The organism is Pseudoalteromonas sp. MMG022 (assembly GCF_021654245.1).
Taxonomy (GTDB): Bacteria; Pseudomonadota; Gammaproteobacteria; order Enterobacterales; family Alteromonadaceae; genus Pseudoalteromonas; species Pseudoalteromonas amylolytica.
In genome coordinates, this window is the sequence record NZ_JAKFZQ010000011.1 from 61952 (window position 1) to 77552 (window position 15601).

Here is a 15601-nt window from a genome sequence, read left to right on the forward strand (position 1 = left end):
CGGCGTATTACAGTATATGAGTAGACTTAAAAGGTTATTTAGATATCGCGCGCTTGGTATGTTTGTGGCGTGTGTGGTGCTACTAGGAATCGCGTTGATTTTTATACTCGATAGCCACACCAAGGTGGAGGTAAAAAGCGAGTTTTACAACAAACTTACTGAACAACTCTCATTACGGCATAACTTACTTTTAAATCAACTAGATGACAAGAAAAGACAAATTCGATTTTTGCATGCTACTCCTCCTGTCAATGGCATTATGCGAGCTGCTGGCAATAATGGTATTGACCCTCTAGATGGTACGGTTGAATCGCAATGGATAGCGAGACTTAAAATTATCTTCAAAGGGTACATCAATAACAATCCTGATATTCTGCAATTAAGGTACATAGGTGCTGCTGATGATGGCAAAGAGCTTGTCCGTGTTGAACGACGTGATGGCATCGTTTCGGTTGTTGAGCAAAATAGGTTACAGGGCAAAGGCCATACATCTTACTTTCAAGCTATTAGCAAGCTTAATCCAGGTGAGCTATATATCTCGGATCTAAACTTGAACAGGGAGTTTGGTAAGCTGGACTTTCCTTACATGCCTACAATGCGTGTTGCTATGCCTGTTTTTGATCAAACACGAGATTTTTTTGGGTTTGTCATTATTAATATAAAAGCAGAAGTTTTACTGAAAGACATACAACAGGATCTCAGCAAAGGGCTAGATTTATATCTGTTGAACGATCATGGTGACTTTAAAATCCACCCTGACGAGGCGATGACTTTTGGTACTGATCTCGGTAACTCAAATATGTGGAGTGACCTTTTTGAACCGTTAGACGCTGACAACGGGTTTTCAGTCGCTTACGACACCATTTTACAGCAAGATATATTGTATCTACAAAAAAAACTATTCTTCTCATACTCTGGCGCGCCAACGTTCTTGAAATTGGTTGTCTCTGTGCCACGGCCGCTGCTGGAAGAAATCGTCGCTAATCGACGAAGTAAAACAATTATGTTGGTGGTGTTGTTTACTTTAGTTGTCGTATTGGTTGGGGCTGTATATCAGAATAGTGTCAACAAGAAGAACGCTTTGCTAGAGGCAAAATACAAGTATGAGGCCATTGTTGAGGGGTCTTCCGATGCCATAGTCAGTATGGATTTGAATGGCATTGTGACTAGCTGGAATCATGCAGCGCAAAAAATATTTGGATTTCGTGAAGGCGAAGCAATTAACAAATCAATTTATGACCTATTTGTTCCACCTGACTGCTCGAAAATTTCGCTCAAAGGCATACAAAACTTAGACGAAAAATTGATGGAACCTTTTGATATTGTTGCTAAAGATTCAGAAACTAACAGTATTGATGTATCCATTACGCTCTCGCCAATCATGGTGTATGGTAAAAAATTAATAGGTGTCGCTGCAATCATTAGAGATATAAGAGTACAAAAAGAAACTCAGTCATTGTTGAGCGAGCTGAATGAGTCCTTAGAAGATAAGGTGAAAGTTCGCACCAAGGAATTAGAGCTGGCTCGCAAAAAAGCGGTCGAGGCAAATGAAGCGAAGAGTAACTTTGTGGCAAACATTAGCCATGAAATCAGGACGCCAATGAATGCCATACTTGGCTTGACATATTTGCTACAAAAACAGCAACTATCGCCAACTGTGCTCAATATGGTGCAGAAAATCCATCATGCGGGCGAAAACCTGCTTGGTATTATCAATGATATTTTAGACTTCTCAAAAATCGAGGCACACCGCTTAGATATAGAATGTGTACCGTTTCAACTGGCTGATGTCATGGATAACGTTGCTAACATTATGTCCTCTTCCGTGGGTGATAAGCCTATCGAAGTGATTATGTCGGCTATTCCACAAGGTGCTGAGAGTTTAAAAGGCGATCCACTAAGGCTTGGTCAAGTACTGATTAATTTAACAGGCAACGCCTTGAAGTTCACCAAGCGCGGTGAGGTAGTGGTAGGCATGGCACTGGTTAATGGCTATATACACAGTGAAAAGGTGCGGATCCGCTTTTCAGTGAGAGATACCGGTGTTGGCATTCCACAAGAGAAACAAAAAGCGATTTTTAACGCGTTTTCTCAAGTAGATGTATCGACTACCCGTACATTTGGTGGCACGGGCCTTGGCCTGACCATCAGTAAACAATTAGTCAGCCTGATGGGTGGGGATTTACAACTATTCAGCGAAGAGGGTATTGGGAGTGAATTTTACTTTGAACTCACGTTTCCACTATCTGATCCTGCCACCAACTCCATGCCACATATGTTGCATCAAAGAATTCTCATAGCGGATGATCATGATGTAGCGCTATCTTTGATCGTGGACACTGCGGTGAGTCTAGGCTGGCGGCCAGAATCGACTCCATCTGGAAAGGGCGCGTTAGACAAACTGGAAAAGCGCGGCAGGTCAGCGTTTGATGTATTGTTAATTGATTGGCGTATGCCCGGTATTGATGGCTTATCAGTGGCAGCTTCGATTCATGAACAGATGTCAGATTTTGATGTCCCGATTATATTAATGGTCAACGCTGCTGATAGAGAAAAATTATATGACAACCCAGCAAGCAAATTGATTGATGCGGTCATTACCAAACCGGTGACAAGCTCTAGCTTATACAACACCTTGCTGGAAATTAAGAATCGCCGTGGAGGGATTAAAAATAACATAGTGAGCTCACAAGCAAAACGGGTAGAGGGATTAACGATTCTTGTGGTTGATGATAATGAGATTAACCGTATGGTCGCGCAAAATATCTTAAGTAGTGAAGGTGCTCATGTGGAGCTGGCTGAAAATGGCTCTATGGCTTTTTCGATACTAGTAAAAGCTCCCAAGAAATTTGATGTGATCTTAATGGATGTCCAAATGCCTGTCATGGATGGTTATGCAGCTACGCGGGAAATCAAACAAAATAAAGAGCTCAGAGATATCCCTGTCATCGCATTGACTGCGGCGGTATTTAAAGCTGATAGGGATGCCGCAATTCAAGCTGGTATGAATGACTTTGTACCAAAACCATTTGATGTTGAGGAACTCATTGGTGCGGTTATACGCTGTACTAAAAAACAGCACCAACATAATGTTGTGGAAGCAAATGATAACCAACAAGACGAAAACCTCAATGTACCGTATTTTAGTGAAATTTTGGGGCTGGAAAAGTGGTCAGATAAAAAAAGCTACCAAAGCCAGTTAGCCGTGTTTTTAGAGCATCATGAAAATGATATTCAACGGATCTCGGATGAACTGGACAAAGACAATAAAACGGAAGCTAAGCGGTTATGCCACAAGCTTAGAGGCTCAGCAGGCGCTTTGGAATTAAAACCACTGTGGCAGCAGGCGACAAAATTAGAGAAAGCTATACAAGTAGGTAATAGGGATTATTCAGCGCAGCTGAAACAACTAGCACTTTGCATGGGTGAAACCATTGAACTAGTGAGAGCCTACTTATCTGAGAACAGACAGATAAAGTCAAAGTTGAAAGTGGTGGAGTTTACTCATGAAACAGAACATGCTTGTCAAAGAGTGCTCAAAACACTTAAAAGTGATAACCCCGATGAAGTAGAAAATACACTTAATAAGGTTGATAAGCTGCTTCCAGATGAGCTTGTGGGTAGTATTAATACCTGTTTAAGTGAGTTTGATTTTCGCCGTGCAGAGACAATTGTTAAAGCGTATATAAACTCAAGGAATAGTTAGATGCCATTCTCAAGCCCTATACTTTGTATTGATGATGAGCCGAGTAATTTAGCGTTAATACATCAGACTCTGAAAGATACTTATAAATTGGTATTTGCCCGCAATGGTGAAGAAGGGTTAGAGGCAGCACTAAAACATGGCCCATCTTTGATTCTGTCTGATGTAGAAATGCAGGGGATGAGTGGCTTTGAGTTTGCAGTTAGACTTAAGGAAATTCCAGAACTTGAGCATATTCCTATCATATTTGTCACCTCGCTGGATCGAGAGTATGATGAGCAAAAGGGCTTTGACGTGGGCGGTGTTGACTATATTTCTAAACCGATATCGTCTGTAATTTTAAGAGCGAGAGTAAAGACTCATTTGTCTTTGATAAGGGCATCAAAACTGGAAGCAAGCCAAAGAGCTGCAATTTTTATGCTTGCGGATGCTGGGCATTACAATGACAGTGATACAGGGGTACATATATGGCGCATGGCGGCGTACTCTCGGCTTATAGCGACTCATTTGGGGTGGAGTGAAAATAGTGCTGAGCTATTGGAGCTTGCAGCCCCAATGCATGACACTGGAAAGATAGGTATTCCCGATGCAATTTTGAAAAAGCCTGGAAAGTTAAATGCCAATGAGTGGGAAATAATGAAACGTCACTCACAAATTGGCTACGATATTTTAAGTCGCAGTGAGGATCCTGTTTTTAAGTTAGCTGCACAAATCGCCTTGTACCATCACGAGAAATGGGACGGATCAGGATATCCAAAAGGTCTTAAAGGGCACGATATCCCCGAGGCGGCTCGGATAGTTGCAGTTGCTGATGTGTTTGATGCCCTCACGATGAAAAGGCCGTACAAAGACCCATGGCCGCTGGATAAAGTCAGTTCAACCCTGCAAGAAATGGCTTTGAATCATTTAGATAGAGAAATCGTCGAACTGTTTCTTAGTCTGATACCTGAAGTTTTGGAAATAAAAGACAAGTGGGACTTGGAAGAGCTCCGCCTCAGTGGCGGTGGTGATAAAGAAGTTTGCTAATCTTTAAACACCCGTGGTAAACACTGAAAAAAGTGTTTACCACGGGCCCATGACGTACATTATACACGCGCGATAACATCTCACCTTTTTTAAAAGCATAGCAATTTATGAGTGATCAAAGAGATTAAGCTAGTTCAAAACGTAAAAAATCCGTATAATTACCGCCCTTGAATTTCCATTGCAAATTTAGTCAGTACCACTGGCTATGTGGGTTAGGTAGATGAGTCAAACAGATACGCGAAAAGAAGTTTTTGAATTTAACAAACTACAAAAACGACTGAGAAGAAACGTTGGTAACGCCATTACAGATTACGGCATGATTGAAGAAGGTGACGTAGTTATGGCTTGTATCAGTGGTGGTAAAGATTCCTTCGCTATGCTGGACATTCTATTACAATTGCAAAAGGTCGCCCCGATTTCTTTTGAGGTTGTTGCGGTGAACTTGGATCAAAAACAACCTGGATTTCCTGAGCATATTCTTCCAGAGTACTTTGAATCACTGAACATTCCATATTACATTGTTGATAAGGATACTTACTCAGTGGTAAAACAGAAGGTTCCTGAAGGTAAGACCACCTGTGGTTTGTGCTCGCGCTTGCGCCGTGGCACCTTGTATTCATTTGCGGAAAAAATCGGTGCGACGAAAATCGCGTTGGGTCACCATATGGACGATATGGTTGAAACATTATTCTTGAACATGTTTCATGGTGCGCGCCTCAAAGGCATGCCACCCAAACTACGCTCAGATGATGGACGTAATGTGGTTATTCGCCCACTTACTTATTGTCGTGAAGATGATTTGATCCGCTATGCACAGCACAAAGACTTTCCAATTATTCCATGCAATTTATGTGGTTCACAAGAAAACTTACAACGCCAAAATATCAAAGCGATGCTAGTTGAATGGGATAAGAAAACTCCGGGACGTGTGGAAAATATCTTTAAATCAATGCAGAACGTGAGCCCAAGCCAGCTTGCTGACAAAGCATTGTTTGATTTTGAAAACCTGCCTTTAGACAGAAGTGAAGAGCGTCAGGAATATGAGTTCTCTGAAGCCGTTGTGTCTTCCACCAACATTGATGAGTCGCTGTTCATTGACGTTACAAATATCTAGTAAACCTCCGCAGAGGTTAGTTCGTTTTAGATGAAAAAAGCCCTTCGTTTGAGGGGCTTTTTTAACTAGTCTTCCAGTGGGCTTTTATAACCATCAGGTTTCAGTGCCAGTACGTCGCAGTCTAGACTATCGATAACATGCTCTGCGGTATTACCGATGAGCGCTGCACTAAGCCCAGTTCGCCCAACAGTACCTATTACTACCAGTTCCGACTTTTTCTCTTTTGCGACCATAGGGATGACATCCTCCGGTAAGCCTTCTTTAACGATGCAATCGCTCTGTGCGATGGAGAAGGATGCGCCTAGCGCGAAGGTTTCCTCTTCATGGTGTTTTTTAACTGCTTCATTATATTGCGTTGGGTTGAACTCGGGTATTTCGATGGCAATGTTCACCGGCGTAGCAGGGTAGGTATTCACCAGACTGAGCTTTGCATTGGCAAGCTGGCAAATAAACTGTGCATCACTGATGATACGGCGGTTAAGCTCTAAATGTTGTTCATTGTCACTGACCGCGTTAACCGCTGCAAGGATATGACCGTGAGCTGGCCAGTCTTGATCTTTAACCAATAAAACCGGTGCTGGGCACTTGCGGATGAGGTGCCAATCGGTGGGGGTAAAGATAACCGATTTTAAGGTGTCATGTTGATGTGTGCCCTTGACGACAAGATCATAATCATCTTTGATAACGGTCTTAATAATCGCTTCATAGGGTCGATTATGCCAAAGCACTTGGCTATGTATGTTGATCCCCTGAACATTTTTTAAGATCTCGTCTATCCATCCTTCTCTGTCTTTTATAACAGCGTCACGCATAGCTTCACGTTCGTCCTTAGAAAGCATGGTGGTCATTTCATAAGAGAAATCATAAATTGATAAGAATGCGGTTACTTCAGCACCAGTCTTCTTGGCCAGCGTAATCGCGCGCTGTAGGCTGTCTTGTTGCGCTTTGGTTGGGTCAATAACGGCTAAAATGCGTTTAATTTTGTCCATCGCGAATTCCTTAACGTGCTTTGTTAGCTAAATCAGTTAACTCTAAGTGTAACTGATTTAGCGTAAGGTTAAAGAATTTACCAGTAATTCGTTGCGTTAGATCAAATTGAGATGGCAGCGGTGCGTGCCAGTGCAGGAATGTCTAAAATGGTAATAAACTTACCTTCTACTTTAATTATCTCTGATTTCTGGAAACGACTCAGCAGGCGACTGATAGTCTCTACCGTTAACCCTAAATAGTTGCCTATCTCACCGCGCGTCATGGTAAAACGAAACTCTTTACGTGAGAAACCGCGCTCGCCGAAGCGATTTGATAGGTTAAAGATGAATGTCGCAAGACGCTCTTCTGCGGTCTTTTTATTCAATAGCAACAACATTTCTTGGTCGTAGTTAATCTCATTGCTCATTAAACGCATGATTTGTTGACGTAATTTTGGAAGCTTACCCGCTAGCTCGTCTAACGTGTCAAATGGGATTTCACATACCATGGAGGTTTCAAGCGCTTGTGCAAAGCTTTGATGCTGCATTTTGTTGATGGCATCAAAGCCAACCAAGTCGCCAGCTAAATGAAAGCCAGTGATTTGCTCATCGCCCTGCTCAGACAAAGTGTATGACTTAAATGACCCTGAACGAACCGCAAAAATAGAATTTAGTGGAGAACCAGACTCAAACAAGTAGTCGCCTTTGTGTAGCGGCTTTTTACGCTCAATGATTTCATCAAGCTTGTCCATTTCGCTCCCGTTTAGGGTGAACGGCAAACACAACTGGCTGATACTACAGTTATTGCAGCTTATCGTGCATTGGCTTTTGGCACGATTTTGATTGTTTAAATCCATAATAAATCCATTCTCTAAGACTTCTTACCTAGGTTAATGTACTAATCTATCGGTTGCAATGATTAGTAGATAAATACCGTACCAAATGAAAACACTGCCCAGCCCAATTCTTACCAATGTATGGTTTAAAAAGCGACTCAGCTGTTGAGCTGATTGGCCTACAGCGAGCATCGCAGGCAATGTGCCCAGTGCAAAGCTCAACATGATGAGTGCACCATAACTTGCTGAGTCGGCCTGAAGTGTCCATGTAAGGGCTGAATACACAAGACCACAAGGTAACCAACCCCACAACATGCCATATGCAAGCACTCGAGCGTAGCTTGTTACGGGCAATAGATATTTATTCAGCTTGACTAAATGTTGCCATATTACGGTCTTTGCGCCAGCCTCTAGCCATTTCAGGGTACTGGCAAGACGCATAACATAAATGCCGACGAGTAACATAAAAATACCGCTTAACACTTTTAAGCTCAGTGCGAATGTGGTGTTTTGTTTTGCAAAGGTACTGCCTAATGCAGCAACCAAAGTACCGGCTAGCATGTAACTTAAAATGCGACCGGTATTATACAGTAGGCTTACCCGCCAGCTATTAAGTGTAGAGGAAGCTAATTGCAAGCTTGAGGCAATGCCACCACACATCACAAGACAGTGACCACTGCCAACCAAACCCATGATGAATGCGCTAAGTAGGCTAATCTCGTTCATTGGCGTTTTTATGTTGTTCTTTGTCGTCTTCGAATAAGATGCTGTGGCCTTGCTTTTCTAAATCGGAGAATTGCTCGCTTTTTACTGCCCAAAAGAAGATCCCAATGGCAATAATCACGAATAAAATAGCAATTGGGATTAACACATAAATGATACTCATATCTTTAACAACCTAAGTGAATTACCTATCACTATTATAGAACTTGCTGACATACCTATGACAGCAACCCATGGCGGCACCATACCAAGTGCTGCCAGTGGCAGGATAGAGGCGTTATACAGCAACGAAATAGTTAAATTTTGTTTAACTATTCGGCGTGTTTGTTTGGCAACTTGTTGTAATTGAATGATGGCATTTAAATTGCTCTTTAATAACACCACATCAGCCACATTTTTTGAAATATCAGCGCCAGTTTCCATGGCAACAGACAGGTGAGCGCTGTTAAATACAGGGCTGTCGTTGACGCCATCGCCAATCATCGCGACAATTTCGCCCTGACTTGACCATGACTCAACCATGTCTAGTTTATCTTGCGGCGAACAATTAGTGTGTTGCGAATCAAGGCCGAGCTGCTGCGCAAGTTGCTCGCCTGCGCTACTGCTATCTCCAGTCAGCATATGACAGGACAGGCCATTAGTTTGCAACGTTTTAATAATTGAGTGGGCGTTGTCACGTACTTTGTCATTTAGGTGAAACTCAGCGACAGCTTTTTGATTGATAAACAGCGTGGCTTGTGACTGCCCTTTCGGGGCACCAAACCAATCCCTTTTACCGATAGCGAGTTCATCATTTTCTAACTTAGCACTGATCCCAATACCTGGGTGAACAACTACCTCTTGTAAATCGTGATGAACGCTGAGGTGCTGTGAAAATGCTTCAGCAATGGGGTGTTCAGAATAGCGCTCTAAACTTGCTGCCAGTGCTAACACTGCTTGCTCTGTATGTTGATTATCAACAATATCAACCTTCTGAATAGAGAAACGACCTTCCGTCAAAGTACCCGTTTTATCAAATGCGACACGAGTAAGTTTGGTTAAAGTCTCCAGTACATGGCCTTCTTTTATCAGTACACCTTGCTTGGTTAAGTTTGCAACGGCGCAGGTAAGCGCGGTGGGAATTGCCAAGCTGAGGGCGCAAGGGCAGGTTGCCACTAAGACCGAAATGGTAACCCAAAACGCTTGCTCTGGTGAAATGGAGTACCAACCAATCGCGGTTAAAGAGGCAAATATAAGTAGGCAAGCAACAAACCACTGCGCAACTTTATCGGTGATCTCTACCAGTTTTGGGCGCTTACTTAATGCTGAATGTTGTAAACGAATAATTTGGTTGAGTAGGGTGTTTTGCCCGACTTTATTGATCTCAATGCTTATTACACCATCGTGGTTAACCGTTCCAGCAAATACTTGGTGGCCCTGATATTTGCTGACAGGTAAATGCTCTCCCGTCATCATTGATTCATCAACACTGGTTTGGCCATTCAGAATCAAGCCATCAGCGGGGATGGTTTCGCCCGGTTTGACTAAAATTTTGTCCTGTAACTTTAAGTTTTTTGCTGCAATGATCTGCTCGTCTTCGTCTTCGTCTTCGTCTTCGTCTTCGCCTTCGACAATCTTACGAGCTGTTAATGGTAATAGCTTCTGTAAGTTGGCGGTAAATTCACTGGCCTTTAATCGCGCTCTGAATTCAAGATACTTCCCTAACAACAGTAAGAACGTGAACATACAGATGGACTCAAAGTATACTTCACCCACTTCCATTACAGTGGCGTAGCAACTTGCGCCATAGGCACCAAAAATGGCCAGCGAAACGGGCAAATCCATATTGAGCTGTTTGGCTCTTAACCCTTTGATAGCATTTGTCAAAAAAGGCAACGCAGAATAAAGAATGACAGGAGAGGCCAGTACCAGGCTTATCCAACGAAAGTATTGTTCAAAGTCTTCTTCCATGCCTGAAAACATGCCAAAGTACATGGCAAAAGCAAACATCATAACCTGCATTGTCATGATACCTGCTACGCCTAAACGGCGGATATAAGCTTTGGCAACCGCTTGTTTTTGAGTGGCTTCATCGTCGGCCTGAAATGGATAAGCTTTATAGCCTATCAGCATTAAAGACTGGATGATGTCGCTTAACAGTACCTGCTCTGCGTTCCACAAAATCATAGCTCGGTGGGTTGAGGTGTTAACATCAACTCGAGCTACGCCTTTGATTGCTAATAACTGTTTTTCTATCAACCAGGCGCAAGCGGCACAACTGATGCCTTCGACACTAAGCAGTACCTCATTCAATTCCCCAGATGAGGTGACAAAATCCTGTTGAACATCATGATTATCATAACTTTTTATAAGATTTAGTTGCTCAGGAACCAGCTCATCAATTTTGCCAGCGGTTTTGGTTCTAAATTTATAGTAATCGCTCATCCCTTGACTGAGGATCGTTTGAGCGACACTTTGGCAACCAATACAGCACACTGGCTGAGCTTGATTTTGATAAACCACTTCACCTTTAAATCCTTGAGGAATAGGTTCAAGACAATGGAAACAAGCTTTTGCCATGTTAGTTACTTATATTCTGGAGATATTTTCAAGATTTCCTGAGTAGGAAGCTGGATATTCTCTTTTAACTTCCAGCTGCCATCCATAGGTTCGAGAAAGACTGTATAGGCACCTTGCTGGATCTGCTCAAGAATAGCTGTAAACTCACCATTAGCATTAGGCAGCAGATTTATATTGAAGTCATGCGCTTTGATGGTGCGATGATAGAATGAGGCTTTCAGTGCCTGAACTTTGCTGTGATCGCCTTTGGTAAATACAAATTTGATGTAGTCGTTGTCTACCTGTAACTCTCCATGCAAGTATAGCGCCTTGGCTTTGTTGAATTTGGTCAGCTCCAAATTGATGGCTTTACCTTTTTTGTAGTAGTCATCTACCACCATATCAGGACCATTACCTACAGCAACGACGACTAAAACTACACAAGCAACGATGGTTGCCAGAGGGAAAAACATTAAAAACCAAGGCCAAAAATTCTTATACCAGGGAGTAGGATTCATAACGACTCTAATGCTTGAAAAGTGTGGCGATATTTTATCTTATTTGGCGTTAAATACCTAAAAAAAAGCCTCCAAATGGAGGCTTTTTTGATCTTAATTAAACGATTAGACTGTTATTATTTATTTTGCGATAAGCTATAAACATACGCAGTCAATAGGTGTACTTTGTCTTCACCTAAAATATCTTTCCAAGCAGGCATTACACCAGCACGACCATTGTTAAGCGTTTCTTCAACAGCACGTTGAGAACCACCGTACAACCAGATATTGTCGGTAAGGTTAGGCGCACCGAACGGTAAGTTATGCGCCACAGAGCCTTTACCATCCATACCGTGACATGCAGCACACATAGCAAACTTAGCTTTACCCGCATCAGCTTCTTTTTGGTTTACCTTACGACCAGAGAGACTTAGAACGTAAGCCGTCATTTCTTTAACGCCTTGTTCACCTAGCGCATCTTTCCAAGGTGGCATAGCAGCAATACGACCATGAAGTAATGTCTCTTTAATCTTGTCAGGTGTACCGCCGTATAACCAGTCGTTGTCAGTCAAGTTAGGGAAACCTGTTCCACCACGCGCATCTGAACCGTGACATTGCGCACAGTTTTGTGCGTATAAGCGTTGGCCAATCTCTAATGCCATTTGGCCTTGAGTTTGTTCATGCTTTTCACCATTTTCAATTGCTTTTTGTTGTGCCTTGTCGCCAGCAACCTTAGATGCAAGCAGTTCTTCAACTGGCACCTTAGCAAGCTCGTTAAAAATAGGGCCAAAGCGCGCTTCAGCAGCAATGATTTCTTGGTCCAATTGAACCTTTTCACCGTTTGCTAACGCTTCTTCAGTCGCTTTTTTAGATTCAGCAAGAGAAGTCACACCTTGGTTTGAACTGGTCCATTTAGCCAAGCCTTGCCAGTTACCAAGACCAGGATAGGCCGCAAGGTAATACACAGCCCAAACGAACGTTGCGAAGAACATGTACGTCCACCACTTAGGTAGTGGGTTGTTGATTTCTTCAATTCCATCAAACTCGTGACCACAGCTTTCGCCTTCTTTAACACCTACATAATTTTTTAGGTTCCAAAGCAATAAGCCTAAGATCAGAGCAAGACACGCAAGGGTCAGTACAATGACCCAAATACTCCAAAAGCTAGTCATTTTTCAGACTCCTTTTCCTCGTTAGAGATTGTTTTTTTATGCTTCTTTTCATCTTCAAAGATGGCATTAGCTGCGTCGTCGAAACGATTTTTAGTGCGTTTGCTATATGCCCAAGCAACAATCACAATAAATAGTACCAAAATTACCAGAGTCAAAATGCCTCTGTATGTGCCGTAATCCATAATAATTACTTCAAGTGTGTGCCAAGTTGCTGAAGGTAAGCGATAAGGGCTTGCATTTCTGTCTTGCCTTTAACTGCTGCTTCTGCGCCTTGAATATCTTCTTCGGTGTATGGCACACCAAAGCCTTTGAATACTTCAAGTTTCTTGGCGGTTAACTTACCGTCTAGTACATTTTCATCTAACCAAGGATAAGCTGGCATGTTTGACTCAGGCACCACTGAACGTGGGTCCATTAAGTGTGCATAATGCCAGTCATCAGAGTAACGTTGACCTACACGAGCTAAGTCAGGACCAGTACGCTTAGAACCCCACTGGAATGGGTGATCCCATACTGACTCACCTGCTACAGAGTAGTGACCGTAACGCTCAACTTCATCACGGAAAGGACGGATCATTTGTGAGTGACAGTTATAACAACCTTCACGAACAAAAATGTCACGACCTTCCATCTCAAGCGCTGTAAGAGGGCGTAAGCCATCAACAGGTTGCGTGGTGTCTTTTTGGAACATTAGTGGTGTGATTTCTACCAGTGCACCAAAGCTAATCGCGAACACGGTCAAAATAGCCATCAAGCCGACGTTCTTTTCTACGATTTCGTGTTTGTTGGCTGAATTATTATTGCTCATAATCTACACCTCTTAAGCCATTTGCGCGTTTGCATCAGTGGCAAGTGAACCACTTTTTGCAGTTACAGTGCGGAACACGTTGTACGCCATTACTAGCATACCAACAACGATGAACACACCGCCTAAGAAGCGCATGATATAGAAAGGCTTAGACGCTTCAAGAGACTGAACGAAGCTGTACATTAATGTTCCGTCTGCGTTCACAGCGCGCCACATTAGACCTTGCATTACGCCAGAGATCCACATAGCAACAATGTATAGAACAACACCAACTGTGTGTAACCAGAAGTGGGTGTTAACCAGCTTCACGCTGTACATGTTACCGTGACCGAATAGTGCAGGGATCAGGTGGTAAATTGCACCGATTGAAATCATTGCAACCCAACCTAGGGCACCTGAGTGTACGTGACCAACTGTCCAGTCAGTGTAGTGAGAAAGTGCGTTTACTGACTTGATTGCCATCATTGGGCCTTCGAAGGTAGACATACCGTAGAAAGATAATGAAACAACTAAGAATCGTAATACAGGGTCAGTACGTAGTTTGTGCCATGCACCAGATAGCGTCATGATACCGTTGATCATACCACCCCAAGATGGCACGAATAGGATCACTGACATCACCATACCTAATGACTGAGTCCAATCAGGTAGAGCTGTGTAGTGAAGGTGGTGAGGACCTGCCCAAATATAAAGAGAAACAAGTGCCCAGAAGTGAACAACCGATAAACGGTATGAATAAACTGGACGACCTGCTTGTTTAGGCACGAAGTAGTACATCATACCTAAGAAACCAGCAGTTAAAAGGAAGCCTACTGCATTATGGCCATACCACCATTGAACCATCGCATCTACAGCACCTGCATAGATAGAGTATGATTTAGTGAGTGATACTGGCACAGCCATGCTGTTTACGATATGAAGAATCGCAACCGTGATAATGAAACCAGCATAGAACCAGTTTGCTACATAGATGTGAGATACTTTGCGTTTGATTAGCGTGCCAAAGAACACCACAGCATAAGAAACCCATACTACCGCAATAGCGATATCGATAGGCCACTCTAGCTCAGCATACTCCTTAGAAGAAGTAATACCTAGTGGTAGTGTGATGGCTGCTGAAACAATAATAGCTTGCCATCCCCAGAAGGTGAAAGCTGCTAATTTGTCTGAGAAAAGGCGCGTTTGACATGTACGCTGAACAACATAATAAGATGTTGCGAATAGTGCACTAGTACCAAATGCAAAGATTACTGCGTTCGTGTGTAACGGACGAAGTCGAGAGTAAGTTAACCATGGCGTGTCAAAGTTCAAAGCTGGCCAAGCGAGTTGGGCAGCAATAAGAACACCAACACCCATGCCAACGATGCCCCAAATCACTGTCATGATAGCGAATTGGCGTACAACTTTATAATTGTACTCAGTTTGTGATGCTACTGTTTGGCTCATTTTCTGGATTCCGCTGCAATTAATGCGATTAGAAATGAATTACCTGCATAAACAGGCCCTGCTTATTATTTCAACAAGCTCGTTTAAAAATAAATCTGATTTAGCAAATCTATTTCAAACCAACTTGAGAAACCCTTATTTTTTGCAAGGAAATGATAATTTTTTTGCAAAAGAAAAGATACCTCAAACACCTAAAATTATGACATCAATCAAATTTTGGGTAATAAATTGTTCAACTATTCACCAATGTGGATTATCTACAAATTCTGCATTACCATGGCGCAGTTCTGCAAAGGCACATTAGGATAAATAATGACCAAAGTTTGGTTTTTTTACGCACTTGTTGCTGCGAGTGTGTTGAGCGCATGCTCAGACCCTTCGACCATTATACATGAAAGTTCAGAAAAAAGTGAAAGTTCCTTATATTTCGCTAATTGTTTAGCCGATAAACCTTGTATAAACCCTGTAGGAACAAGAGTTTGGTATAGCGAATCGGTCATTGTAGGTGAACAACCTTTTGAAATTATGTTGGAAGTAGAACCACACATGCAAGTGAGTTCCGCGGTATTATCAGGTGAGAATATGAATATGGGCCACATTCCTGTATTTTTTACACCCATATCCGCAACACGCTATAAAGCTGAAGCAATGGTCGGCTTGTGCAGCAATGAACTAATGAAGTGGCGTTTAACTATCGAGCTGACAAGCAGCACTGGTGTGACCACGTCAAGCAAGTTTCCACTATACGTGACCAGATAACCTCAGAGATA

The 15601-nt window shown here is 42.6% G+C and carries 14 protein-coding genes; 4 read left to right on the forward strand and 10 right to left on the reverse strand.

Features of this window, described 5'->3' with window-relative positions:
- The first annotated feature begins 16 nt into the window (after positions 1-16).
- The 3 genes from L1070_RS11680 to ttcA all read left to right on the forward strand — a co-directional run bounded on the left by L1070_RS11680 (position 17) and on the right by ttcA (position 5843).
- Positions 17-3706: a response regulator gene (locus L1070_RS11680; protein ID WP_237125677.1), complete on the forward strand. Its 3690-nt coding sequence runs from the start codon at positions 17-19 to the stop codon at positions 3704-3706.
- Positions 3707-4729, forward strand: a complete 1023-nt coding sequence (locus L1070_RS11685; RefSeq protein WP_237125678.1) for an HD domain-containing phosphohydrolase — start codon at positions 3707-3709, stop codon at positions 4727-4729.
- 220 nt (positions 4730-4949) lie between these two features.
- Positions 4950-5843, forward strand: a complete 894-nt coding sequence (gene ttcA / locus L1070_RS11690) for a tRNA 2-thiocytidine(32) synthetase TtcA (protein WP_070987099.1) — start codon at positions 4950-4952, stop codon at positions 5841-5843.
- A 65-nt stretch (positions 5844-5908) separates the two neighbouring features.
- On the opposite strand, the gene uspE is transcribed toward ttcA, so the two are convergent.
- From uspE to ccoN, 10 genes are all read right to left on the reverse strand, one after another.
- A complete protein-coding gene (gene uspE / locus L1070_RS11695; RefSeq protein ID WP_070987097.1) occupies positions 5909-6832 on the reverse strand; it encodes a universal stress protein UspE in 924 nt (307 codons plus the stop codon).
- 101 nt (positions 6833-6933) lie between these two features.
- Complete coding sequence (locus L1070_RS11700; protein WP_237125679.1) at positions 6934-7668, reverse strand: FNR family transcription factor; 735 nt, start codon at positions 7666-7668, stop codon at positions 6934-6936.
- Between the two features lie 33 nt (positions 7669-7701).
- Entirely contained in the window at positions 7702-8373 is a 672-nt protein-coding gene (locus tag L1070_RS11705) for a sulfite exporter TauE/SafE family protein (RefSeq protein ID WP_237125680.1), read from the reverse strand.
- Positions 8360-8533: a cbb3-type cytochrome oxidase assembly protein CcoS gene (gene ccoS, locus L1070_RS11710; protein ID WP_070987092.1), complete on the reverse strand. Its 174-nt coding sequence runs from the start codon at positions 8531-8533 to the stop codon at positions 8360-8362. The genes L1070_RS11705 and ccoS overlap by 14 nt, the downstream gene beginning before the upstream one ends.
- Complete coding sequence (locus L1070_RS11715) at positions 8530-10929, reverse strand: heavy metal translocating P-type ATPase (RefSeq protein ID WP_237125681.1); 2400 nt, start codon at positions 10927-10929, stop codon at positions 8530-8532. The genes ccoS and L1070_RS11715 overlap by 4 nt, the downstream gene beginning before the upstream one ends.
- Before the next feature lie 5 nt (positions 10930-10934).
- The gene (locus L1070_RS11720) at positions 10935-11426 is read right to left on the reverse strand and encodes a FixH family protein (RefSeq protein WP_070987088.1); all 492 of its coding nucleotides are present in this window, start codon (positions 11424-11426) and stop codon (positions 10935-10937) included.
- A 116-nt stretch (positions 11427-11542) separates the two neighbouring features.
- Complete coding sequence (gene ccoP / locus L1070_RS11725; RefSeq protein ID WP_237125682.1) at positions 11543-12577, reverse strand: cytochrome-c oxidase, cbb3-type subunit III; 1035 nt, start codon at positions 12575-12577, stop codon at positions 11543-11545.
- Positions 12574-12759 carry a CcoQ/FixQ family Cbb3-type cytochrome c oxidase assembly chaperone gene (locus L1070_RS11730; RefSeq protein ID WP_070987084.1) on the reverse strand — a complete coding sequence of 62 codons (186 nt, stop codon included), beginning with the start codon at positions 12757-12759 and terminating at the stop codon, positions 12574-12576. Before L1070_RS11730 ends, ccoP begins: the two co-directional genes overlap by 4 nt.
- A 5-nt stretch (positions 12760-12764) precedes the next feature.
- On the reverse strand, positions 12765-13385 hold the full coding sequence (gene ccoO, locus L1070_RS11735) for a cytochrome-c oxidase, cbb3-type subunit II (protein ID WP_237125683.1): 621 nt from the start codon (positions 13383-13385) through the stop codon (positions 12765-12767).
- 12 nt (positions 13386-13397) lie between these two features.
- The gene (gene ccoN, locus L1070_RS11740) at positions 13398-14831 is read right to left on the reverse strand and encodes a cytochrome-c oxidase, cbb3-type subunit I (protein WP_237125684.1); all 1434 of its coding nucleotides are present in this window, start codon (positions 14829-14831) and stop codon (positions 13398-13400) included.
- A 312-nt stretch (positions 14832-15143) separates the two neighbouring features.
- Here ccoN and L1070_RS11745 point away from each other — a divergent pair, with 312 nt between their 5' ends.
- Entirely contained in the window at positions 15144-15590 is a 447-nt protein-coding gene (locus L1070_RS11745; RefSeq protein WP_237125685.1) for a hypothetical protein, read from the forward strand.
- Positions 15591-15601: the final 11 nt, after the last annotated feature.